Origin of the sequence: Rhodococcus sp. CH91 (assembly GCF_022554085.1) — a bacterium.
GTDB lineage: Bacteria > Actinomycetota > Actinomycetes > Mycobacteriales > Mycobacteriaceae > Rhodococcus.
The window spans coordinates 18,803-42,466 of record NZ_JAKFYR010000006.1 but is presented as its reverse complement, the minus strand read 5'-3'; the positions used below and the strand labels follow the sequence as shown (position 1 = coordinate 42,466).

Below are 23,664 nucleotides of genomic sequence, written 5' to 3'. Positions count from 1 at the left end.
GTAACCGTCCGGTAACGGTTAGCATGTCCAGGTGATCCGGCTGGAGAATGTGTCCAAGTCCTACAAGACGTCCACGCGACCTGCACTCGAAGGGGTCTCCGTCCACGTCGAGAAGGGCGAGTTCGTCTTCCTCATCGGTCCGTCCGGATCAGGGAAGTCGACCTTCCTCCGGTTGCTGCTGCGTGAGGAGAAACCCACCACCGGCGACATCCACGTCGCCGACTTCCACGTCAACCGGCTGCCCGCGCGGCGCGTGCCGAAGCTGCGGCAGAGCCTCGGTTGCGTCTTCCAGGATTTCCGGCTGCTCCAGCGCAAGACGGTCGCCGAGAACATCTCGTTCGCACTCGAGGTGATCGGCAAGCCGCGCGGAGTGATCGAGCGGACGGTGCCGGAGGTTCTCGAGCTGGTCGGGTTGTCCGGCAAGGCGGATCGGCTGCCGGGAGAATTGTCGGGTGGTGAACAGCAGCGTGTCGCGATCGCGCGCGCCTTCGTGAACCGTCCGCTCGTACTCATGGCCGACGAGCCCACGGGCAACCTGGACCCCGAGACCAGCCAGGACATCATGCTGCTGCTCGAGCGCATCAACCGCACGGGCACGACGGTGCTCATGGCCACCCACGACCACCACATCGTCGACTCGATGCGGCGACGGGTCGTCGAACTCGACCTCGGACGTGTCGTGCGCGACGAGGCGCGCGGCGTCTACGGCGTCGGCCGGTAGATCCGTCCTCGAGCATCCCACCAGGCAACCGAAGGGTCCCCACTCGATGCGTGCCAGTTTCCTGTTCAGCGAGGTCACCACCGGCCTGCGCCGCAACTTCACCATGACCGTCGCCATGATCCTGACCACGGCGATCTCGCTCGCGCTGTTCGGTGCGGGTCTGCTCGTGGTCCAGATGGCGGGTAAGACCGAGCGCATCTTCCTCGACCGGGTCGAGGTGCAGGTGTTCCTGACCGAGGACATCTCGGCGCTGGATCCGGAATGCGAACAGGATCTCTGCGCGTCCTTGCGCACCGATCTCGAGAACACCGACGACGTGGTGTCGGTGCAGTACCTCAGTCGCGACGACGCGGTCGTCGACGCCACCGAACGTGTCTTCGCGGATCAACCCGAACTCGCCGAACTGGTGAGTGCCGACAGTTTCCCCGCGTCCTTCAAGATCAAGATGTCGGATCCGGATCGCTTCGCCGCGATCCAGGACGACTTCGGGACGCGACCGGGCGTCGACAGCGTGCTCAACCAGCAGGACCTGGTGGAGCGGTTGTTCGGTGTGCTCGGCGGCATCCGTAACGGTGCGTTCGCGATCGCGACGATCCAGGCCGTCGCCGCCGTGCTCCTCATCGCCAACATGGTGCAGATCGCCGCCTTCACCCGCCGCACGGAAGTGGGCATCATGCGACTGGTCGGTGCCACACGCTGGTACACGCAGTTGCCCTTCCTGCTCGAGGCGGTGATCGCCGCGATCGTGGGCGCCGCCCTGGCCATCGGCGGTCTGTTCGTCGCCAAGAAGATGTTCGTCGACGACATGCTCGTCGACGTCTACGAGGCGAACATCGTCGCGCGGATCACCGACAGCGACATACTTCTGGTGTCGCCCTTCCTGGTCCTCGTGGGTGTGGGCATGGCCGCTCTCACCTCGTACGTGACCTTGCGTCTGTACGTGCGTGAATAATGTGTTGTGCGAGGTTCCTATGCTGGACGATGTTCTGTTCGATCGATCGTGGACCGGAAAGGCCTGCACGTGAAGGAAAAGGGCCGGAAGGTCATCGCGACCAACCGGAAAGCGCGTCACAACTACACCATCCTCGACACCTACGAGGCGGGCGTCGCCCTCGTGGGCACGGAGGTCAAGAGCCTGCGAGAAGGCAAGGCCTCGCTGGTCGATGCGTTCGCGACCGTCGACGACGGCGAGGTATGGCTGCGCGGGCTGCACATCCCGGAGTACGGGCACGGCACGTGGACCAATCACGCTCCGCGCCGCACCCGCAAGCTGCTGCTGCACCGTCGGGAGATCGACGCCCTCGTCGGTAAGACCCGCGAGGGCAATCAGACCCTCGTCCCGCTGTCGATGTACTTCTCCGACGGCAAGGTCAAGGTCGAACTCGCGCTCGCCAGGGGTAAGCAGGACTACGACAAGCGCCAGGATCTCGCGCGCCGGACCGCCGAACGCGAGGTGACCCGCGAACTCGGCCGGCGGGTCAAGGGCATGAGCCGCTGATCGCGGTCGCGCTCGCACTGCTCGCGGCGGCCGCCTACGGCCTGAGCGATTTCGCCGGCGGCGCCGCATCCCGGCGTGCGAGTGCGCTCGGTGTCGTCGCCGTCACCTATCCCGTCTCTCTCGTGGTGTCGCTGGCTGCGGCGCCCTTCGTCGGAGGCGAGTTCACCACTGCGTCGCTCACCTGGGGTGCTGTCGCCGGTCTGGCCGGCGGTATCGCGATCTGGTGGTTCTACCTTGCGCTCGCGCACGGGCCCATGTCGGTCGTCTCCCCGGTCACCGCGGTGCTCGTGGCCGGCATCCCCGTGCTCGCCGGCATCGCACTGGGCGAGCGGCCCGGAATGCTCGCCTACCTCGGGATCGTCGTCGCGGTGGTGGCGGTGGTTCTGGTCAGTCGCGGGTCGGACGAGACGGTGACGGGTGTCGGGCACCCGCGGTTCACCGCGCGGATCGCGTGGTGGACCGTCGGGTCGGGAACGGCCTTCGCCCTGTCGTTCATCGCGCTCGGGCGAGTGGAGGCCGGCACCGGATTGTGGCCGCTGGCCGTATCCCGCGCGACCGCGATGCTCGTGGTGTGGCTGGTGATCGCCGTGTCGTGGCGCCGAGTCGTGTGGCCCGCTCGACCCCTCCTTCCGATCCTGGTCGGAATCGGAGTGATCGATGTCGTCGCGAACGGTGCGCTGATCTTCGCCTACCAGAACGGGATGCTCTCCCTCGTGAGTGTGATCGCCGCCCTCTACCCGGCGGTGACGGTGCTCCTGGCGGTGATCGTGCTCGGCGAGCGGATCGGACGGATCGAGCTCGCCGGTCTCCTCGCGGCGGGCGTCGCCGTCGCACTCGTCGGCCTGGCCGGCTGACTTTCTGCGGGCAGGGGAAGGATCGGTCGTCAGGGCGCGTTGAAGGGGGCACTGTGGAAATGTCCGCCAGCGGCCCCCGAAATCGGAGAAAGCCGAGGATGTCATGTCCGAGACCTCCCTTCCGTCCACCCTCTCGATACCCGACGATGTTCTGGCACGGCTGACCGACGAATCCGTGATCTGGTTGACCACGGTGAACGGGCACGGGGGACCGGTTCCCACGCCCGTCTGGTTCCTGTGGTCCGATACCGCCTTCCTGGTCTTCTCACAGCCCGGCACCTCGAAGCTCACCAATATCGCCGCGCGTCCGCGGGTGGCGTTGAACCTGGAGGCCGACAGGGGCGGCGGGCACGTGGCGGTGTTCACCGGGACCGCCGGGATCGGTGAAAGTGTCCGGGACGACGAATGGGCGCGCTACACGCGCAAGTACGAAGCAGGCATGCGGTCGCTCGGAGTCACTCCCGAGGCCTTCCGCGCCGACTATTCCGTTCCGATCCGGGTGACTCCGCGCAGATTCCGCGGCTGGTGATCCGGCGATGTGAGCAGACTCATCACCCCGCTGCGAAGCGGAAGCGAGAAATGGGAATGACATCGGGGCACGGTGTCGTTACAGTAGGTACTCCTGCGAAGGTCGCAGGTACGTACGGGGCTGAACGGTTTCGACTGCGTACGTTGAGTCAGGGGAAGCGTGTCGGTGCAGGCAAGAGACCACCGTAAGCGTCGCTGCAACCAATTAAGCGCCGAGTCTACTCAGCGCGAGTACGCCCTCGCTGCCTAAGCGAGCGCGTCTCTGTCAGACCGGGTTTGCTCTCGACCCGGATCCTGGCATCGACTAGAGAGCTCTACCGTGCGGCTCGGTCGCGGAGACGTACGGGACATCAAACAGTGACTGGGATCGTCATCTCGTCTTGTTCGCGAGAACGGGAGATCCGAGTAGAGGCGTAGCGAACTGCACACGGAGAAGCCCTGGCGAGGCGGCGGAGGACCCGGGTTCGATTCCCGGCAGCTCCACCGAACCCCAGGTGAGAGACCGAATCAGGTTTCTCACCTGGGGTATTTTTTGCCTCGGGCGGGTCGGATGCCGTGACGCACCCCGCTCGGCCGGCGTCGCCATGCGGCGATCGGCCAGAACAACCAGGTCACATAGTGACAACGCCCTGGCGCCGCCATGTGTTACCGGCGAGTAATACGACCGGGTCGACATTCGACCGTTCGGACGATACCGCCGGCCGTCCCGGGCATATAGGGGTTTCGCGACACGGGCTCGTTCACGGCGGTAACTTCTTCTCGTCGGGGGAGCATGCTCCGTTTCGCCCCCGCTCGGGGGGAGGGCGAAGCGGAGCGTCCCCGGCCGTCGCACCCGTCCATGTCGGGACCACCAGAGCCGTCGTCGGCGAGATCACGCCGGAAAAGCCCGCACACGACGATGCCCGCCGACGAGACTCGGGGTGCGAGTGGCCTCGTCGGCGGGCATCGGTCACGCTGTTGGTCCCGCAGGGCGTCGATGACGGAGTGCGGGACAGCGAGGGTGAAACGAGGCGCCGTCCTCCCCGGCGACGCTTTCATTTCAATCACTGAAATTAGTTGATCATGTTGTGAAGAAACAATATGACTTCGGAGTCGGAAACTTTGGTCCCTGCCCGATGGTGACCTTTCGACACCGAGCCGTACCGGAACGGCGATCGGGGTACTCATACCGCGCGCGTCGACCGGTCGGCGGGCAGGATGAGAACACATCTCGACGAGGAGGACACATGGCGCACGAACGAGCGGGACAGCCGGCCACGGCAGGGGATCTCGAGGATCTCGCGCATCTGGTCACTGCCTACTACACCGTGCAGCCGGATCCCGAGGACGTGACGCAGCAGGTGGCTTTCGGTACGTCCGGTCATCGCGGCTCGAGTCTCGACGGCGCGTTCAACGAACACCACATCCTCGCGACCACACAGGCGATCGTGGAGTACCGCGCCGCGCAGGGCACCACCGGCCCGCTCTTCCTCGGCCGCGATACTCATGCATTGTCCGAGCCTGCCTGGGCCAGCGCACTCGAGGTGCTCGTCGCGAACGGTGTCGAAGTGGTCGTCGATGCTCGCGACCGGTACACACCGACGCCCGCTGTCAGCCACGCGATCCTGCAGCACAACGCCGGCTCCGGGGCCCGCGCCGACGGCATCGTCGTCACACCCTCGCACAATCCGCCTCGGGACGGCGGCTTCAAGTACAACCCTCCCTCGGGTGGGCCCGCCGACACCGATGCCACGTCGGTCATCGCTGCCCGGGCCAACGAACTGCTCGCCGCCGGACTGAGCGGCGTGAAGAGGGTGCCGCTCTCCTCGGCCCTCGCCGCCGCCGGGCGCCACGACTTCCTCTCGGCCTACATCGACGACCTGCCGAACATCGTCGACCTCGACGCCGTCCGGGCAGCCGGGCTGCGGATCGGCGCCGACCCTCTGGGTGGCGCGAGCGTCGACTACTGGGGTGAGATCGCCGAACGTCATGCGCTCGACCTCACCGTCGTCAATCCGCTCGTCGACGCCACCTGGCGGTTCATGACACTCGACACCGACGGCAAGATCAGGATGGACTGCTCGTCGCCGAACGCGATGGCCTCGCTGATCCGTAACCGTGAGGCCTACGACCTCGCGACCGGTAACGACGCCGACGCCGACCGGCACGGCATCGTCACCCCCGATGCCGGTCTGCTCAATCCCAACCACTATCTCGCTGTGGCGATCGACTACCTGTTCCGGAACCGGCCGGGCTGGGCGGCGACCAGCAAGGTGGGCAAGACCCTCGTGAGTTCGTCGATGATCGACCGGGTGGCAGCCGGGCTGGGCCGGGAACTGCTCGAGGTGCCGGTCGGGTTCAAATGGTTCGTTCCCGGTCTGAGCGACGGATCGCTGGGATTCGGAGGGGAGGAGAGCGCCGGCGCCTCCTTCCTCCGTCGCGACGGCTCGGTGTGGACCACCGACAAGGACGGCATCGTGCTCGCTCTACTTGCCGCCGAGATCACGGCGGTGACAGGCACGAGCCCGTCGCGGTACTACGCAGAACTCGTCGAGCGGTACGGAGACCCGGCCTACGCACGGGTGGACGCGCCGGCGACGCGCGAGCAGAAGGCCGTCCTGTCGAAGTTGTCGCCCGAGCAGGTCGGTGCCACCGAACTCGCGGGCGAGAGCATCACCTCGACCCTCACCACGGCGCCCGGCAACGGCGCGGCGATCGGCGGTCTGAAGGTGACCACCGAGAACGCGTGGTTCGCGGCGCGGCCCTCCGGCACCGAGGACGTCTACAAGATCTACGCCGAATCGTTCCGGGGGCCGGAGCATCTCGCGGCGGTGCAGGACGCTGCGCGCGAACTCGTGTCTTCGGTCCTGTCCTGACAGGGGGCTGTCGACCGCGCGCCCGAGCCAGGTCGTGCGCATCGCTAACATCGTGGCATCATGCGGACACGTGACGCGGCACTGCCGCGGGAAATCTGGGTTCTGGTCGTCGCGAGCTTCGTGATCGCGCTCGGCTTCGGTCTCGTCGCTCCCGCGCTGCCGCAGTTCGCACGCAGTTTCGACGTCGGCGTCACGGCCGCGACCGTGGTGGTGTCCTCCTTCGCGGCGATGCGGCTGCTGTTCGCGCCGGCCAGCGGCACTCTGGTGCAGAAACTCGGGGAGCGGCCCGTCTACATCACGGGCCTGCTCATCGTCGCCGTGTCCACGGGCGCCTGCGCCTTCGCCGAGAGCTACTGGCAACTGCTCGTGTTCCGGGCGCTCGGCGGTATCGGTTCGACGATGTTCACGGTCTCCGCGCTGGGTCTGCTCGTGCGGATTGCTCCCGCCGACGCCCGCGGCCGTGTCTCCGGCCTGTACGCGACCAGCTTTCTCATGGGCAACATCCTCGGCCCGCTCTTCGGCGGCGCCCTCATCGGACTGGGGTTGCGGGCGCCCTTCCTCATCTACGCCGTGGCGCTGCTGGTGGCCGCCGCGGTGGTGGGGATCAGTCTGCGGTCGTCGCATCTCGCCCGCCCCGACACCGGCGACGGCGTACCGGTCATGAGCCTGCGGCAGGCACTGGAATCACCCGTCTACCGGGCTGCGCTCGGGTCGAACTTCGCCAACGGCTGGCTGGTGTTCGGGGTGCGTGTGGCGATGGTGCCCTTGTTCGTCGTCGAGGCGCTCGACGAAGGCGAAGCCTTCGCGGGTGTGGCGCTGACCGCTTTCGCGGTGGGCAACGCTCTGGTCCTCATCAAATCCGGCAGGCTGTCCGACCGATACGGCCGCCGCCCCTTCGTCCTGGCCGGCCTGGCGGTGTGCGGCACCAGCACCATCCTCATGGGCTTCACCGAGAGCGTGGTCTGGTTCCTCATCACGTCGTTCGTGGCGGGTATGGGTTCGGGACTGTCGAACCCGTCGCAGCAGGCTGCGGTCGCCGACGTGATCGGCAGCAAGGCGCGCGGCGGGCCCGTGCTCGCCGCCTTCCAGATGGTCGCGGACGTCGGCGCGGTGATCGGTCCGATCGCTGCCGGTTTCCTCGCGGACCGGCTGTCGTATTCCACGGCCTTCGCGGTCACGGGCGTGATCATGCTCGTGGCGACCGTGCCGTGGCTCGTCGCCGGGCGCACCCGCAGTGCGCCGGCAGAGACCCCGGTGACAGACGACACTCCCCGGTGAGACCTCCGCTCGGTACTGTCGGCGACATGTGGGTCCGTCTCGTCTCCACGCTCGCGCGATACGGTCTGGCGGCCGTCTGGCTCGTCTCCGGCTGGGTGAAGTTCTCCGATCCGACTCAAACCGTCGTGGCGGTACGCGCGTACCAGATCCTTCCCGCCGACCTGGTGCGACCGTTCGCCGCCGTTTTCCCGGTGCTCGAACTGCTGCTCGGTTCGATGCTCCTGGTAGGCGTGGCGACCCGTCCCGCAGCAGTGCTCAGCGCGCTGGGCCTGGTCGCGCTCATCGCTGCGATCGTCTCGGCGTGGGCGCGCGGTCTGTCGATCGACTGCGGATGCTTCGGTGGGGGTGGTGTGGTCGAGGGCATCGACGGCCGCGACTACGCGATCGAGATCGCCCGGGACGTCGGCTTCCTGGCGATGTCGGTGTGGCTGACGGTCCGTCCGCGGACATGGTTCGCGCTCGCACGGGGTTCTCGTGCTTCCCTCTCAGCGGCCCCTCAGCCGACGATGGCAGAGTGAGAACGTACTTCGTATCGACGAGCAGAGGACAGTATTCGTGAGCGCGAAGAAGGTCTCATCCGGCAAGTACTCACCGGAGCCGACGTCGAACAGGGTCACCTACATTCTCGGCGGCATCGCGATCCTGGTGATCGGTGCCCTCGTCATCGGTGGTGTCCTGTGGTCCTCGCGTGGCAGCGACGCGCGCAACGACGGTTACGGCACCGTGCAGAACTCCGCGGTGGAGGTGGCGATCGAGGACGACGGCGCGATCCTGCTGGGCCGACCCGACGCGGCGACGACCATCGATCTGTACGAGGACCCGCTGTGCCCGTACTGCGCCGAACTCGAACACAAGCATTCGCAGGAGCTCGCGCAGGCGATCGACGAGGGCCAGGTGGCGGTTCGCTACCGGATGCTCGCCTTCCTCGACCGCGCGTCGAGCAGCGGTGACTATTCCACCCGTTCGGTGGCCGCAGCGCAGTGCGTCGCCGAGACCGGGGACGCCCAGGCTTTCTCCGCCTTCCACGACGCCTTGCTCTCCCCGGACAACCAGCCTGCCGAGGGTGGTAACGGCGACATCGACAATGCCGGTCTCGCACAGATGGCACGCGACGCCGGAGCATCCGACGACGCGGTGCAGTGCATCGCCGACGGCGCGCGGACCGAGCAGGCAGCCGCCGACGCCGAGGCCGGCCGGCAGTTGCTCGCGACGACCGGTGCGGCCGGCACCCCGGCGGTCGTGCACGAGGGAACCGTCGTCGACGCCCTCGGCAACGAGAACTGGGTGGCCGAACTCGTCGGATAGGCGGGCGAAGGTGGTGGGAGAGGCGGCATTGCTCCCACCACCTGCACCCTGCTCACCAGCCGATTTGTTGGCGTCGAGCGCGATGGTGTAGTTTTCTTTCAGCGCGAAGGGGTGACCGGAGCGCAGCGGTACAACCGAATACGGGGCTATGGCGCAGCTGGTAGCGCACCACACTGGCAGTGTGGGGGTCAGGGGTTCGAGTCCCCTTAGCTCCACAAGATCGCTACAGGCGAGAGTGCATACTCTCGCCTGTAGTCTTCGGTGGCGGTCCCCGTAGAGACCGCGCAAGGGGCTATGGCGCAGCTGGTAGCGCACCACACTGGCAGTGTGGGGGTCAGGGGTTCGAGTCCCCTTAGCTCCACAAGATCGCTACAGGCGAGAGTGCATACTCTCGCCTGTAGTCTTCGGTGGCGGTCCCCGTAGAGACCGCGCAAGGGGCTATGGCGCAGCTGGTAGCGCACCACACTGGCAGTGTGGGGGTCAGGGGTTCGAGTCCCCTTAGCTCCACCCTTCGGGCCTGTTCCGCACTGCGAGTGCGTGCGGCACTGCGAGTGCTGCGGCCCCGCGGTTCGCGAGGCCGCAGCAACGGCGCATTCCCTATCCCGTCGAGCCGACGGACGTGTACAACGTCAGCCCCCAGCCCACCGTGGTGCGCTCGGGTTCCTCGAAGCCGGCCGCGTCGAACAGCGCCAGATACTCCTCGTGGGAACGACCTCCGCCGCCGCTGAGCGCGAAGTCGATGAGATCGTCCTCGAAGTCGTGGTCACGGGCGAGCTCGTCGAGGACGTCACCGAAGACGAGGATCCGCCCACCGGGGTTCAGCCCCGCTGCGGCCTGCTTCAGCACGTGGACCGCGTCGGCGTCGGGCAGTTCGTTCAGCCGTCCCGTCAGCAGGATCGCGTCGACCGGCTCGGGACGGGCGTCGAGCATGCTGCCGGGCACATATCCGACCCGCTCGTGCTCACCGTGGATGCGGCGCAGGATCTCGATCTCGGAGGGCGCAGCCACCACGGTCACCCGTGCCCCCGGGTTCGCGCGGACGAGGGCACGGGCATAGGAGCCGGAGGCTTCACCGGCGACGACGACGGTGGAGACACCGGAGGGGACCTTCGCTGCGAGCGCGTCGGCGAAGTAGACGGCCGTTTCTGCCTCGTGCTCGAGACGGTCCGTCAGCAGCGCCGCGTCGTCGGCGACACGCTGGGCGAAGCTCTTGCCGAATCGGTGGGTGTCGTCACCGCGACCGGTGCGCACCGCGGTGAGCAGCGCGAGCATGCCGGCCAGCTCCCGCTGCGCGTGCACACCGTCGAGCCGGAGTTCGTCGACGTGATGATCGTCCTCGAGCTCGCGCCCGACCCCGGTGAGCTCGAACCGTCCGTCGCCGAGATCCTCGGCGACGCCGACCGCGACGAGATAGCGCACCAGTTTCCCCAGTCCCGTCCGGTCCGCCCCCGTCTTGGTCACCAGTTCGTCGAGCGTCCGTGGCGAGGCGTCGAAGGCGGTCGCCAGCCCGATCGTGGCCGCGACCCGGAGTGCGAAACCCGGTGCGATCTCCGCGAGTTCGTCGAAGCGATCACGCTCGTCCTCCGTGGCCTCGAAATCGGGGAGGGAGGCGTCGCCCTCCGACACCGCGACTTCCTGGCGGCGCCAGTAGCCGGTGACCTCCACCTGTTCCTTGGGCAGACCCTTCTCGTTCCGGAGCCACCGCCGGATCGGGGTGAGCGTGAGGGTCTCGCCGGCCACCCAGGCGAAGACCTTCCCGTCCCACCAGTCGGCGGCCCGGATGGCGTCGAACAAGAGGGTGGTCGTGCCCGGCTCGGCGCCGTCGCGGCTCAGCCAGGTCAGCTCCACCCCCGCGGGAACCGGCAGATCCTGACGGTGCGAGTCGTCCGCGATCTCGACGAACACCTGGCCGCGCTCGCCGGCGGGCCAGTTCTCGAGCCACCGCCCGATGGCCGGCAGTGCCGTCTCGTCGCCCGCGAGGAGTGTCCAGTCCGCATCTTCGGGGTGACCGGACGAGGACTTCGGTCCGGCGATCTGGATGGTCTCCCCGGGCTCTGCACGATAGGACCAGCTCGACGCGGGACCGACCCCGTGGCGCACGAAGTCCACGTCGATCTCGCCGGCGACCGGATCCCACCGGCGCACCGTATAGGTGCGCATGAGCAGTTTCGGATCCCGCGGCCAGTTCACCACGCCGTCGGCCTGACTCGGACCGAGTGCTTCCTCGAGATCCGGGTGCTTGAACATCAGCTTGAACTCGTCGTCGACCCCGTCCGACCGGAATGCCGCGACCGGATAGCCGTTCGCCGCGACATGGGCCTGCAACTGTTCGCCCCCGAGTGTCACCCGCCGCATTCCCGGACTCACGTCCGTCACGCGGAGCACGGTCAGATACCGCGTGGTGATGGGGAATACCTCGATGGGGCGAAGACTTCGAGCCATGTGTGTTCTCCTCGGCAGGGGTCGTGGGCGGCGACACGGCCGGGGACCCGGCCCTACGGCGACCTGTTTTAGGCGAACCTTACTTCAGATGTCCCGAGGTGTGACGCGGCACGCCCGGTCGGCTTCGCGCCGTGCGCGTACAACGCTTCGACCGTCTCCGCGTAGCGGGCGAGCACACGCCCACGGATGGGCCGCCCGGCGCCATCCTGGTCCGCCTCGTCGAGGGGAGTGCGCACCGTGGCGAACCGGCGGATGTGCTCCCAGGGCTCCGACCGTGCGTTGAGCCGATCCACCGCGGCGGCGACGACCGACTCGGGAGCGGTGCCGAACACGAGTCCGACGCAGTACGGACGCAGCTCGCCGGCGACGACCAGTTCGGCGCCCGGGCACACCTCTCGCCACCGGGCGGCCAGAGCGGTCGGACCGACGTACTTACCGGTGCTGGTCTTGAAGGTGTCCTTCCGATGGCCGGTGACGGTGACGAAACCGTCGGCGTCGATCTCGGCGAGATCGCCTGTGTGGAACCAGCCCTCGGCATCGAGCGCGGCCCCGGTCTTCGCCGGATCGTCCTCGTAGCCGGTCATCACCCCGGGACTCCGGACGAGCAGTTCGCCGTTGTCGGCGATGCGGATCTCGGTGCCGCGCAAGGGTCGTCCGAGGGTGCCGGAGCGGTGCGCCCCGAGAAGGTTCACGCACGACGGCCCCGAGGTCTCCGTGATGCCGTAGCCCTCGAGGACCGGCACCCCGAGTCGCTCGAGCCGAGCGGCGATCTCACCGGGCAACTGCGCAGATCCGGAGATCACGAAGCGCAGCCGCCCCCCGAGTTCGCCCCGATCGAGTCGGGCGATCTTGGCGAGTACGTGGGGGACCGAACCGAGAAAGGTCGGCTGCACCGAACGGAGGTTGCCGATGACCCGATCGGCACGGCCGTCGACGGCCGTGGTCGCTCCCGCATGCATCGCCATGAACAGCAGTGATCGGCCGAACACATGCGAGAGCGGAAGCCACAGCAACTGTCGATCGGCCGACGAGATCATTCCGGTCTGCGCGACGGCCCGAGCACCGTAGGTCGCGCCGCGGTGCGTCAGGCACGCGCCCTTCGTGCGCCCGTCGTCGCACGCGGTGTAGATCACGGCGGCGGTATCGTCCGCCGACAATCCGGCGATACGCCGCGAGACGGCGCCGGGGTCGCGGGCGAGCAGGCGGCGGCCCTCGCACGCGAGTTCGCCGAGACGGTCGAGACTCCGGAAGGGGGCGAAGGGCACCGCCCGGTCGGTGATGCCGAGGACGGTCCGCGCGCGGAGGAGCTGGGAGCGCACCTCGTCCCCGCGCGTCGCCGGATAGATCGGGACGGTGACAGCGCCCGCGCATGCGACGGCGAGATCGGCCAGCACGGACCGGTAGGACGTGATCGCGCAGATCGCGACCCGCATTCCGGGTTCGACACCGCGGGCGATCAGACCCGCGGCGAGCTCGAAGACGTCCTCGCGGACCTCGGCCCACGTCGAACGGCGCCAATGACGACCGACGGGCCGGAGGTAGGCGACGGCGCCGGGGGAGCGGGTCACCCGGTCGAGCAGCAGAGCCGGGACGGTGACCGGACCGCCGACAGGATCGTCGGCCGCGGTGGGGCCTGTCGTCGCCGGGTGGGTGTCGGCCACTGTCGCAGCACCTCCCACGGGCGGAACGTCGATGTCGTCCGTGCGAAGAATGTTACCGCTCGGCACGTGGATATCGTGAGCACGTGAGCAACGCTGTCCGCCGTCCCGACGTCCTGATCTCCGAACTACGCGATGTTCTCCCGGGACCGCTCGCGGAGATAGCGCAGCGATTCTCCGGGTACGTCGACGACCTCGTGCCCCACTCCGCAATGGTGATCTTCACGCGGGAATGCACCGGCAGACCCCGCAAGGTCGCCGGCGATCCCACGGTCGTCGACCGCGTCACCGTCACCGAACTCGATCGCGTGCGCACCGAACTCGCCCCGGGTGAGATCCGGCGAGGCAGCTTCCGGATCGCGGGCCGCGACCGGGAGGTGTGCGCGATCCTCGACAGCACCGACACACTGTTGCTCTTCGTGCCGCACGGACCGCGCGCGACGCCGGCGGCTCTCGAGCTCGTGCGGGCGGCGTTCGGTGTGGTCGCCACGGCGATCCGGTTGCAGGTGCACACGGCGAGTCCCGCCTATCTCGCAGAATCGCGGGCTGCGTCGGCCGAGCGGGCACGCACCGTCGCCGAACTCACCGAAGCGCACGCGGTGACCCTCGAGACGATCCTCGCGACGCTGCGGTCGAGGGATCTCGACGACACCCGCGCCCGGGTCACGGCCCGCGAAACGGCGACCGAGGCACTCATCGGCTTGCGATCGTCGGTGGACCTGCACCGGGAACTCGCGGAGGAAGCGCTGACCACTGCATTCGCCCGGCTGCACGGCGAACTGCGTGATCTGGTGCGGCACCGGCCGCTCGACCTGCAGATGATCACGCCTCCGGTAGGCGGGCGTGGCCTGCCCGGTGAGGTCGCGCACGCCGCCCGGGCCGTCGTCCGCGGGGCCGTGCTCGCGATGTCGGGCCAGTGCGATGTGTCCCGTGTCCGCGTCGCCTGGAGCTGCGACAACTCGACACTGCTGGTCGATGTGCGCGACGACGGAAAGGGCGAACTCGATGTCGCCGACCTCGAACGTCAGCTGCGCGACCGCGTCGAGACCCTCGGTGGCGGGATCGAGTCCGAGTCCACTCCGGGATGGGGGACGCGGGTCGCGGTGAGTTTTCCGCTGGATCTGCCCGTCGCGGCGACGGACGGGCCTGCCCTCGACGCGCTCGCCGCCCTCGGCCCCCGCGAGATCGAAGTGCTCGAACATCTCGTCGCGGGACGCCGAAATCGCGTCATCGCCGAGCGTCTCGGTGTGAGCGAATCGACGGTGAAGTTCCACGTCGCCGGCGTACTACGAAAACTCGGCGTCAGCACCCGCGGGGAAGCCGCAGCACTCGGGGCAGAGGCCGGGATCCGCGCAGCGAGCTGACGCCGAGTTCTCGATTGTCAGGCAGCCGGGGGAGCCGGCGTGGTGGTCGTCGGGACGGTGACCGTGGGGGTGGTGCTATCGGGCGTGGTGGTGTCCTCGGCTCCCGGGGTGGGCTCTGCCGTTGCAGGCGTCGTGGTCTCGGCCGGGACGGGGGCGGGAGTCGTGGGGGTCACCGGTGCCGGTGCACCTGCCTCGGGAGCGCCCGGGACGGCCGGCGGCACGGCGGGATCTCCCGCGGCGGGGGCCGGGAGACCGTCGACGGGCGCGGGCACTGTGCTGCCCTCGGCCGGCGCGCCTTCCGGAGTGCTCGGGGCCGGCGAGGGCGCCGGTGTGGTGGATACCGGGGTGGTCTCGGCCGCAGCCGTCTCCTCGGCGATCATGAGCACCGCGGCCTTGTCGACCTTCGCGGGATCGACCTCGTTGCCTTCCTTGGCCTGCCGGGCGAGGTGTTCGAGCCATGCGGCCGCGTACTCGACGGTGGTCGTGCCCTTGCCGTCGATGTCGTCGTCCCAGTAGTCGAAGTGGTGACCGTAGTGGTCGTCCGTCTCACGGTCGTAGCCGAACGTCTGGTCGTAGGGATCGGCGAGCACCACCGCGAGGGTGTTCTGGTTGGTCCGGATGAACCCGACGAGCTCCTTGACGATCTTCTCGGGCAGGTATGCGAGGTTCGCGAGCCGGTCTGCCGGGATCGGTGCTTCGGCGTCGCCGGTGGAATCCTCGTCGGAGGCCACCGGCGTGGTCGGGCGCGGTGCTGCGGGATCGTAACTCGGATCGGAGACCTTGATGAGAACCTCGAGGAAGGTCTCGTCCGAACGCATCCAGTCCTCGTCCGCCGAGATGTCGGCGAGGGCGAGCAGTGCGATCCTGCCGATGACCTGGGCGAGGTCGGCGCCGGTGGCCTCGGTGAGGCCTTCGCGCTCGAGCGCGTCGCCGTTGACCTGCCGGCCGACGTTCGCGAGGAGTTCGATCAGCGCGATGTTGTCGGGGGCCGAGCAGGTGAAGTCGCCTTCGGAGCAGAACGACGCGATCTTGCCGTCGAGGTGGCCGAATCCGCCGGCGGTGTCGGGAAGCACTCCGCGGCCGGGAGTAGCACCGCTGCCCGGCTGGTACGGACGGTCGTAGCCGTTCGGATTGTCACCCTCGGCGCCCGGGAAGAAGCCCTCGCCCTCCGCGCGGCCGGCATCGGAGAGGATGACGACCCCGCTGACCGCGCCGGGGTCGACGATGGCCCACGAACCGTCCGCAGCCTGCTGCTGATTGCCGATCTGCATCGCTGCCCGGCGAGCGACGTCGGCGCCCTCACTGAAGCCGACGATGGCGAACTGGGTGTTCGGGCAGGACCGCCGGATGGCCTTCATCACCTCGATGGTGTTCTCGGCACCGGTGTTCACGGCGTTCTCGTAGCTGGCGAGGTCGGCGGGGTACTCGATGTAGATCGCCGCGTATCCCTCGTCCTTCTCGTGATCGGCCAGCGGCGCGCTGATCACGGGCTCGACCCAGTGGCTGCGGTAGGCGCCCTGCTGGGCGGCGGGCAGCTTGTTGCCGTTCTCGTCGACGAGCATCTTCGCCTGATCGCGAGGGATGTCGCCGCGACCGCCGATGCCCAGACTCACCATGTCGTGACATTCGGTCGTCGTCGCGAGGCCTGCGAGATACGGATCGGCCACGGTGGGCGCGTTCTGCTGGGGCAGCACGATCGCGGCGGCTGCCGCGACGCCCAGCGCGGTGGGGGCGAGTATGCCGGCAAGGATCTTCCGACGCGACAGCGATTCTCGAAGTGCCATGGGTATCGACCAATCCGTTTCTCACCGTGGAATTGCTGCCCGCCGAAGTGCGGCGGGTCGTAACAATCGTCGTAGGACGCGGCCGGAGTGTTACATCGCAACCGATCCGCACGGCCCAGCGTTACCGGCCGGGCCTGGCCGTTCGACGGGGTCGTCCCCGCCGTTCGAGCAGGAGCAGAGTGCCGGAACAGTGGCTAGGGTCGGAACTACCGCACAGTGCCGGTCGTATCACGCATGGCCGGTCGCATCACCGATGGCCGGTCGCATCACGAATGGAGACACCATGTCGCAAACAGTCCGCGGAGTCGTCGCTCGCTCGAAGGGAGCACCCGTCGAGGTGGTCCCGATCGTGATCCCCGATCCCGGACCGGGTGAGGTCGTCGTCGCGATCGCAGCCTGCGGTGTGTGTCACACCGACCTGCACTACCGCGAAGGTGGCATCAACGACGAGTTCCCGTTCCTCCTCGGTCACGAGGCCGCCGGTGTCGTCGAGTCCGTCGGCGAAGGCGTCGACTCGGTCGCCGTCGGTGACTTCGTCGTGCTCAACTGGCGCGCGGTGTGCGGACAGTGTCGCGCGTGCAAGCGGGGCCAGCCGCAGTACTGCTTCGACACCTTCAACGCCACGCAGAAGATGACGCTCGAGGACGGCACCGAGCTCACCCCCGCGCTGGGTATCGGAGCGTTCGCCGACAAGACCCTCGTGCACGCGGGTCAGTGCACCAAGGTCGACCCGAGTGCCGATCCGGCCGTCGTGGGCCTGCTCGGCTGCGGCGTCATGGCCGGTCTGGGCGCGGCGGTCAACACCGGTGGGGTGACCCGCGGACAGTCCGTCGCGGTCATCGGCTGCGGCGGTGTCGGTGATGCCGCGATCATGGGTGCGCGCCTGGCGGGTGCCGGCACGATCATCGCCGTCGACCGCGACGACAAGAAGCTCGAGTGGGCCACCGACCTGGGCGCGACCCACACCGTCAACTCGACCTCCGTCGACGCCGTCGAAGCGATCAAGGAACTGACGAACGGTTTCGGCGCCGACGTCGTCATCGAGGCGGTGGGCCGTCCGGAAACCTACAAGCAAGCCTTCTACGCGCGCGATCTCGCCGGCACGGTCGTCCTCGTCGGTGTGCCCACGCCGGACATGACCCTCGAGATGCCGCTCATCGACTTCTTCTCGCACGGAGGCTCGCTCAAGAGCTCCTGGTACGGCGACTGCCTGCCCGAGCGCGACTTCCCGACCTATGTCGACCTCTACCAGCAGGGCCGTCTGCCGCTCGAGAAGTTCGTCACCGAGCGCATCGGCATCGAGGACGTCGAGAAGGCCTTCGAGACGATGCACCGCGGTGAGGTGCTGCGTTCGGTGGTGGTCCTGTGAGCACCTCGCCGATCCGCGTCGACCGCGTCGTGACCTCGGGCACTTTCGCGCTCGACGGAGGCGAATGGGAGGTCGACAACAACATCTGGCTCGTCGGCGACGACTCCGAGGTCGTGGTGATCGACGCGGCGCACACAGCCCAGCCGATCATCGACGCCGTGGCGGGGAGGAAGGTCGTGGCGATCGTGTGCACCCACGCACACAACGACCACATCACCGTCGCTCCGGAGCTGTCCGAGAAGCTCGACGCTCCGATCCTGCTCAACCCGGCCGACGACATGCTGTGGGAGATGACCCACCCCGGCGTCGCCCACGGCACGCTCGAGGACGGAGAACGGATCAGGGTCGCAGGCACCGACATCCGGGCGATCGCGACTCCGGGGCACTCGCCCGGCTCGACCTGTCTGTATCTGCCCGAGGCGGGTGAGCTCTTCACCGGCGACACCCTGTTCTCCGGTGGACCGGGAGCCACGGGACGTTCGTTCTCGGACTTCCCGACGATCATCGGCTCGATCCGCGACAAGCTGTTCGCCTTGCCCGCCGAGACGAAGGTGCACACCGGCCACGGCGACGGCACGACGATCGGCACCGAGTCGCCGCATCTCGAGGAATGGATCCGACGGGGAAGCTGACACCAGCGGTGCCGTGGTCCGGTGGCATCGGCTACCGGACCACGCACCACGGCACCGTTACCCTCACCTCATGGCGAAGAAGCAGATTCCGGTGATCGTGGTGGCCGGCTTTCTCGGGTCGGGGAAGACGACGCTGCTCAATCACCTCCTGCGCAACACCCGCGGTGCGCGTATCGGAGTGATCGTCAACGATTTCGGTTCGGTCAACATCGATTCGATGATGGTCGCCGGGCAGGTCGACTCGATGGTCTCGCTCAGCAACGGATGCCTTTGCTGTGCAGTCGATGTCAGCGACATGGATGCGATGCTCGACAAGCTCGCGCATCGCTCGTCCGATCTCGACGTGATCGTCGTCGAAGCGAGCGGACTCGCCGAACCCCGTAACATGATCCGGCTCGTCGCCGGTTCGGAGAACGAGTTCGTCACCTACGGCGGTCTCGTGCTGGTCGTGGACGCGGTGGAGTTCGAGGCGGCCGCGGCGCAACATCCCGAACTCGAGCAGCACGTCGCTCTGGCAGATCTGTTGCTGCTCAACAAGATCGACCGCATCGACGGTGACGCCCACGACGAGTTGCTCACCCGGCTGTGCCGCATGAACTCGCGCGCCGCGGTGGTCTCGACCGAACACGGCCGTATCGACCCGGCGTTGCTGTTCGACATTCCGGACCGCCCGGATCCGCAGCCCGGCGAGCAGTTGACGCTCGACCGGCTGCTCTACGAGCAGGACGACGACCATCACGCCCACCTGCACGACGGCTACGACGCGATCACGTTCGAGTCCGCGAACGCACTGCACCCCCGCCTGCTGGTCGATTTTCTCGAGAACCAGCCTGCGGGGGTGTTCCGGATCAAGGGGTACGTGCGTGTCGCCGCCGGATTGAACAGCGGCAGTTATCTCCTGCACACCGTGGGCGACTACATCCGGTTCGATCCGGCCGGTCGCGGTGACGACATCCCCGACGGTACGCAACTGGTGGTCATCGGCGCCGATCTCGACACCGAGGATGTGCGGGAGCGGCTACGCGCATGCGTGCCGGCCGAACCGGTGTCCGCGGACGCGATGTACGCGATCCACCGGTTCACGCCACGCTGAACCGACCTCAGTGGGACGCGGAGGTGCGGCGCTGGGGACGCCGGCGACCGCCGGTCGTGGCTGCTGCGCCCTGACCCGATGAACGCTGTCCACCGGAGGAACGCTGGCCACCCGAAGAGCGCTGCCCGCCGGACGAATGCTGTCCCCCCGAGGAACGCTGTCCCGAACCGGAACGCTGGGCGGAACCCTGGCGCGGAGCCGACGACCGTCGACCGCTGCCGTTGCGCTGCGGCCGCGAAGGCGCGGCAGCCTGCTTCGGAGCCGGCGCGACGTGCGGGGCGATCTCGCCGACGAGCTTCAGCACGTGCTCCGAATCCGCCGTCACCTTCACGGGGGTGACGTCGATCGCAGCCTTGCGCATGATGACCGCGAGATCCTTGCGCTGGTCGGGCAGAACGACGGTGACGACGTCGCCGGCGCTCCCGGCGCGGGCGGTACGACCGGACCGGTGCAGATATGCCTTGTGCTCGGCGGGCGGATCCACGTGCACGACGAGCTCCACGTCGTCGACGTGCACACCGCGCGCCGCGACGTCCGTCGCCACGAGCACCCGGGCCTCGCCCGACGAGAACGCGGCGAGATTGCGGTCGCGTGCGTTCTGCGAGAGGTTGCCGTGCAGATCCACCGCGGGAATCCCGGAGTCGGTGAGCTGCTTCGCGAGCTTGCGGGCCTGATGCTTGGTGCGCATGAACAGGATTCGGCGTCCGGTGCCCGAAGCGAGGGTGCGGACGAGATCCTTCTTGGCGTCGACGCCCGCGACGTCGAAGACGTGATGGGTCATCGCGGCGACGGGGGAGTGGGCCTCGTCGACCGAGTGCAGGATCGGATTCTTCAGGAAGCGCTTGACGAGCTTGTCGACGCCGTTGTCCAGGGTGGCCGAGAACAGCAGGCGCTGACCGTCCTTCGGGGTCGCGGCCAGGATCCGGGTGACGCCGGGCAGGAATCCGAGGTCGGCCATGTGATCGGCCTCGTCGAGCACGGTGACCTCGACGTCGTCGAGGGTGACGAACTTCTGCCGCATCAGGTCCTCGAGGCGGCCCGGGCACGCGATGACGATGTCGACACCGCGACGCAGCGCCTCGACCTGCCGCTTCTGCGACACACCGCCGAAGATCGTGGTGACCTTCAGTCCGGTGGAATGCGCGAGCGGTTCGACGACCGCGGCGATCTGGGTGGCCAATTCGCGAGTCGGGGCCAGGATCAGGCCACGCGGGCGCCCGGCTGCCCGGGTGCTCCGGCCGCCGAGGCGGGCGGCGAGCGGGATCGAGAAGGCCAGGGTCTTACCGCTACCGGTGCGTCCGCGGCCGAGCACGTCGCGACCGGCGAGGGTGTCGGGGAGCGTGTCCACCTGGATGGGGAAGGGGCTGGTGATCCCGGCGTCGTTCAGAGTGGCGACGAGCGGGCGGGGAACTCCGAGTTCGAAGAAAGATGTGGTCATAGGACAGCGCTGCCTTTCGATGCGGCGTGTGTGCACTCGACGGGCGGAGCCCGTGGTGCTGTGCGATCGCCGCAAGGAAGGCCGGTGCATCTGTGCATGCGGGCCGGGCACGATCCCGGGCCGCCGGTATCCCACGACGGTGGGTGTCGTCGTGACACCCGAACCATGTCACCCTACCGCACCGCCGCGTGACTCCCGTCGTTCCAGCTACAGACCCACCCATTCGGAGACGCCGGTGGGGAAGTGCTGGCGTTTCCAGATGGGCACCTCGGATTTGATGCGTTCCACCAGTTCGGCGCACGTGGTGAACGCTTCGGCGCGGTGCGGAGCGGCGACGGCCGCGACCAGCGCGAGGTCGCCGATGGTGAGATCGCCCACTCGGTGCACGGCCGCGACCGGCAGTCCCGATGTCGCGGCGACGTCCTCGCAGCACCGCCGCAGGAACGCTTCGGCGTCGGGATGCGCCTGATACTGCAGTGCGCTCACGGACCGGCCGCCGTCGTGATTGCGGACCACACCGGTGAAGACCACGACCGCTCCGTGCTCGGCACCGGCCACCGCGGCGTCCACCACGGCGGGATCCAGCGGCTCCGAGGAGATCCGGGCCAGCAGTTCACTCATGGGCGCCGCCTCCTGCGACTTGGGCCAGCAGATGATCGAGGATCGGGTCGAGGGCGGCGAGACCGTCCTTCACGCCGCCGGGAGAGCCGGGAAGGTTCACCACGACCGTGCGCCCGACGAGTCCGGCGACCCCGCGGGAGAGCACGGCGTGCGGAGTGGCGTCCAGTCCTCGCAGCCGGATCGCGTCCGCGATGCCGGGCAGTTCGCGATCGAGCAGGGCGAGAGTGGCTTCGGGAGTGGCGTCGGTCGGGGACGCTCCGGTCCCGCCCGTCGTGACGACGAGAGCGGGCGCCGGACGGACCGCGTCGGTGAGACCGGCCGCGATGTCGGCATCCGCGTAGACGACCGGGCCGCGGACCTCGAATCCCCTGTCCTCGAGCCAGGACCGGATGAGCGGGCCGGTGCGGTCCTCGCGGGTGCCTGCTGCGACACCGGTCGAGGCGACGACCACCGTGGCGGAACGCCCCGTCGCAGACGTCGCTGCCGGTGCGGCGTCCGGTTGTTCGGCCTGCACGGGCGCGGACACCTCGTCGCGGGTCCACCGCCCTCGCTTGCCGCCTTCCTTGGACACGAGCCGGACACCGTCGAGGACTGCGGCCGGGTCGACGGCCTTGACCATGTCGTGCAGCGTCAGCCCGGCGACGGCGACGGCGGTGAGTGCTTCCATCTCGACACCGGTGGGACCCGTGGTCTTCGCCGACGCCTCGATGGTGATCGAGTTGTCGGTGAAACCGAAGGTCACCTTCACGGACGACAGCGCCAGCTGATGGCACAGCGGGATCAGTTCCCACGTCCGCTTCGCCGCTGCGATTCCCGCGATGCGGGCGGTGGCCAGGACGTCGGCCTTCGGCATGCCGTCCGCCCGGACGAGCGCGACCACCTCGGGGGTGGTGACGAGTTCGCCTGCCGCAACGGCGATCCGGGCGGTATCGGTCTTCGACGACACGTCGACCATACGGGCGCGTCCCTGGTCGTCGAGATGGCTGAGATCACTCACAGAATCAGTACTTTCACGAGGTCTCCGGCTTCGAGGGAGGTGATGTCGGCGGGGATGTCCAGAAGGACGTCGGCGGTGGCGAGACCGGCGACGAGGTGCGAGCCGTGCCCGCGGAAGGGAGTCACGCCGTTCTCGTCGAGCCGGCCACGGAGGAACTGCCGACGATCCGCCACCGACGTGAGATCGGCGGTGAGCGGCACGATCCGGGAAGGCGCCGGGGGATATCCGGCGGCAGCCCGCAGCGCCGGTCGGGCGAACACCTCGAACGAGACGAGCGCGCTGACCGGATTGCCGGGGAAGGTCAGGATCGGCACACCGTCGATCACCGCGGTGCCCTGAGGGCCGCCCGGCTGCATGGCGACGGACACGAACTCACCGCCCCGCGGTCCGAGCGTGTCCTTCACGACCTCGAAGTCACCCTTCGACACTCCACCGGAGGTGAGCACCAGATCGGCGACCTTCACGGCGTGGTCGAGCATCTTGACGAACTCGTCCGGATCGTCGTGGCAGTGGTCGACGTCCACGACGTCGGCGCCGTTGGCAGAGGCGCTCGCGGCCAGAGCAGGTCCGTTGGAATTGAAGATCTGTCCGGGGCCCAGCTCGCCGCCGGCCGTCACCAGTTCACTGCCGGTCGAGATGATCGCGACCCGCGGGCGCGGACGGACGGGGACCGCGGTGAGGCCCACCGCGGCGAGGGCGGCGATATGCCGTGCGGCGAGCACCGTTCCGGCAGGGAGCAGCGGTTCACCTGCGCGGACGTCGGTTCCCGCCTCCCGCACGTAGGTCCCGGGCGTCACCCGGCGTTCGAGGACGACACTCCCGGCTCCGTCGATACGGGTGTCCTCGACAGGGATCACGGCGTCCGCTCCGTCGGGGACCGGCGCTCCCGTCATGATCTTCAAGGCGTGTCCCGGCGCGAGCGCTGCGACCGCGTCGCCCGCGGCCAGCACGCCCTGGACGGGCAGGATCGCGGGGGTCGACGAGAGATCGTCCGCGCGTACCGCGTAACCGTCCATCTGCGAGTTCCGGAAGGGCGGCAGATCGATCGGCGCGTCGATGTTCTCCGCCAGGGTGCGGTGCAGTGCGTGGGCGAGGGGGACGCGCGAGGTGTTCTTCTCGTGCAGAGGCCGGAGCAACGCCGCAACGTGCTGTTCGTGTTCCTCCACGGACCGTCTGCCGCTCGTCATGCCGCCATCCTAGGCACACAGGAGCAGGGCACCCCCTGGA

20 protein-coding genes, 3 tRNA genes and 1 other RNA gene are annotated in these 23,664 nt (G+C 68.3%); 17 read left to right on the top strand and 7 right to left on the bottom strand.

The genetic code is table 11. The features are described 5' to 3' along the window. Positions 1–31: 31 nt before the first annotated feature. The 13 genes from ftsE to MOM01_RS13100 all read left to right on the top strand — a co-directional run bounded on the left by ftsE (position 32) and on the right by MOM01_RS13100 (position 9,546). On the top strand, positions 32–721 hold the full coding sequence (ftsE, locus tag MOM01_RS13160) for a cell division ATP-binding protein FtsE (RefSeq protein WP_241385882.1): 690 nt from the start codon (positions 32–34) through the stop codon (positions 719–721). 46 nt (positions 722–767) lie between these two features. Then, a complete protein-coding gene (gene ftsX / locus MOM01_RS13155; RefSeq protein WP_241385881.1) occupies positions 768–1,673 on the top strand; it encodes a permease-like cell division protein FtsX in 906 nt (301 codons plus the stop codon). Positions 1,674–1,742: 69 nt separating this feature from the next. Next, on the top strand, positions 1,743–2,219 hold the full coding sequence (smpB, locus tag MOM01_RS13150) for an SsrA-binding protein SmpB (RefSeq protein ID WP_241385880.1): 477 nt from the start codon (positions 1,743–1,745) through the stop codon (positions 2,217–2,219). Then, entirely contained in the window at positions 2,216–3,073 is an 858-nt protein-coding gene (locus tag MOM01_RS13145) for a DMT family transporter (RefSeq protein WP_241386101.1), read from the top strand. Before smpB ends, MOM01_RS13145 begins: the two co-directional genes overlap by 4 nt. Positions 3,074–3,176: 103 nt before the next feature. Next, positions 3,177–3,602 carry a TIGR03667 family PPOX class F420-dependent oxidoreductase gene (locus MOM01_RS13140; protein WP_241385879.1) on the top strand — a complete coding sequence of 142 codons (426 nt, stop codon included), beginning with the start codon at positions 3,177–3,179 and terminating at the stop codon, positions 3,600–3,602. Positions 3,603–3,718: 116 nt separating this feature from the next. After that, positions 3,719–4,087, top strand: a transfer-messenger RNA (tmRNA) gene (gene ssrA, locus MOM01_RS13135). 740 nt (positions 4,088–4,827) lie between these two features. Then, a complete protein-coding gene (pgm, locus tag MOM01_RS13130) occupies positions 4,828–6,456 on the top strand; it encodes a phosphoglucomutase (alpha-D-glucose-1,6-bisphosphate-dependent) (RefSeq protein ID WP_241385878.1) in 1,629 nt (542 codons plus the stop codon). 60 nt (positions 6,457–6,516) lie between these two features. Then, positions 6,517–7,734: an MFS transporter gene (locus MOM01_RS13125; RefSeq protein ID WP_241385877.1), complete on the top strand. Its 1,218-nt coding sequence runs from the start codon at positions 6,517–6,519 to the stop codon at positions 7,732–7,734. A 26-nt stretch (positions 7,735–7,760) separates the two neighbouring features. Continuing rightward, complete coding sequence (locus MOM01_RS13120) at positions 7,761–8,252, top strand: MauE/DoxX family redox-associated membrane protein (RefSeq protein ID WP_241385876.1); 492 nt, start codon at positions 7,761–7,763, stop codon at positions 8,250–8,252. Positions 8,253–8,289: 37 nt separating this feature from the next. Next, entirely contained in the window at positions 8,290–9,039 is a 750-nt protein-coding gene (locus MOM01_RS13115) for a thioredoxin domain-containing protein (RefSeq protein WP_241385875.1), read from the top strand. 142 nt (positions 9,040–9,181) lie between these two features. Then, a tRNA-Ala gene (locus tag MOM01_RS13110) sits at positions 9,182–9,254 on the top strand. Between the two features lie 73 nt (positions 9,255–9,327). Continuing rightward, positions 9,328–9,400, top strand: a tRNA-Ala gene (locus MOM01_RS13105). A 73-nt stretch (positions 9,401–9,473) separates the two neighbouring features. Further along, positions 9,474–9,546, top strand: a tRNA-Ala gene (locus MOM01_RS13100). A 90-nt stretch (positions 9,547–9,636) separates the two neighbouring features. On the opposite strand, the gene MOM01_RS13095 is transcribed toward MOM01_RS13100, so the two are convergent. Together MOM01_RS13095 and MOM01_RS13090 are read right to left on the bottom strand one after the other, a co-directional pair. After that, entirely contained in the window at positions 9,637–11,481 is a 1,845-nt protein-coding gene (locus tag MOM01_RS13095; protein ID WP_241385874.1) for a siderophore-interacting protein, read from the bottom strand. A gap of 68 nt (positions 11,482–11,549) precedes the next feature. After that, on the bottom strand, positions 11,550–13,142 hold the full coding sequence (locus MOM01_RS13090) for an AMP-dependent synthetase/ligase (protein ID WP_241385873.1): 1,593 nt from the start codon (positions 13,140–13,142) through the stop codon (positions 11,550–11,552). An 83-nt stretch (positions 13,143–13,225) separates the two neighbouring features. On the opposite strand from MOM01_RS13090, the gene MOM01_RS13085 reads away from it, so the two are divergent. Further along, entirely contained in the window at positions 13,226–14,503 is a 1,278-nt protein-coding gene (locus MOM01_RS13085) for a LuxR C-terminal-related transcriptional regulator (protein ID WP_241385872.1), read from the top strand. Positions 14,504–14,520: 17 nt separating this feature from the next. Here MOM01_RS13085 and MOM01_RS13080 read toward each other — a convergent pair whose 3' ends face one another. Then, positions 14,521–16,287 carry a cutinase family protein gene (locus MOM01_RS13080; RefSeq protein ID WP_241385871.1) on the bottom strand — a complete coding sequence of 589 codons (1,767 nt, stop codon included), beginning with the start codon at positions 16,285–16,287 and terminating at the stop codon, positions 14,521–14,523. Positions 16,288–16,570: 283 nt separating this feature from the next. On the opposite strand from MOM01_RS13080, the gene MOM01_RS13075 reads away from it, so the two are divergent. From MOM01_RS13075 to MOM01_RS13065, 3 genes are all read left to right on the top strand, one after another. Continuing rightward, positions 16,571–17,656, top strand: coding sequence for an S-(hydroxymethyl)mycothiol dehydrogenase (locus MOM01_RS13075; RefSeq protein ID WP_241385870.1), 1,086 nt, complete (start codon positions 16,571–16,573; stop codon positions 17,654–17,656). After that, entirely contained in the window at positions 17,653–18,288 is a 636-nt protein-coding gene (locus MOM01_RS13070; protein WP_241385869.1) for an MBL fold metallo-hydrolase, read from the top strand. The genes MOM01_RS13075 and MOM01_RS13070 overlap by 4 nt, the downstream gene beginning before the upstream one ends. A gap of 70 nt (positions 18,289–18,358) precedes the next feature. After that, the gene (locus MOM01_RS13065; RefSeq protein WP_241385868.1) at positions 18,359–19,381 is read left to right on the top strand and encodes a CobW family GTP-binding protein; all 1,023 of its coding nucleotides are present in this window, start codon (positions 18,359–18,361) and stop codon (positions 19,379–19,381) included. 7 nt (positions 19,382–19,388) lie between these two features. Here MOM01_RS13065 and MOM01_RS13060 read toward each other — a convergent pair whose 3' ends face one another. The 4 genes from MOM01_RS13060 to MOM01_RS13045 all read right to left on the bottom strand — a co-directional run bounded on the left by MOM01_RS13060 (position 19,389) and on the right by MOM01_RS13045 (position 23,624). Next, positions 19,389–20,819 (bottom strand): DEAD/DEAH box helicase, encoded by a 1,431-nt coding sequence (locus MOM01_RS13060; protein ID WP_241385867.1) that lies wholly within the window; start codon positions 20,817–20,819, stop codon positions 19,389–19,391. A 207-nt stretch (positions 20,820–21,026) separates the two neighbouring features. Next, a complete protein-coding gene (locus MOM01_RS13055) occupies positions 21,027–21,440 on the bottom strand; it encodes a molybdenum cofactor biosynthesis protein MoaE (RefSeq protein WP_241385866.1) in 414 nt (137 codons plus the stop codon). Then, positions 21,433–22,437, bottom strand: a complete 1,005-nt coding sequence (gene moaCB / locus MOM01_RS13050; protein WP_241385865.1) for a bifunctional molybdenum cofactor biosynthesis protein MoaC/MoaB — start codon at positions 22,435–22,437, stop codon at positions 21,433–21,435. The genes MOM01_RS13055 and moaCB overlap by 8 nt, the downstream gene beginning before the upstream one ends. After that, a complete protein-coding gene (locus MOM01_RS13045) occupies positions 22,434–23,624 on the bottom strand; it encodes a molybdopterin molybdotransferase MoeA (protein ID WP_241385864.1) in 1,191 nt (396 codons plus the stop codon). Before MOM01_RS13045 ends, moaCB begins: the two co-directional genes overlap by 4 nt. Between the last annotated feature and the right edge of the window lie 40 nt (positions 23,625–23,664).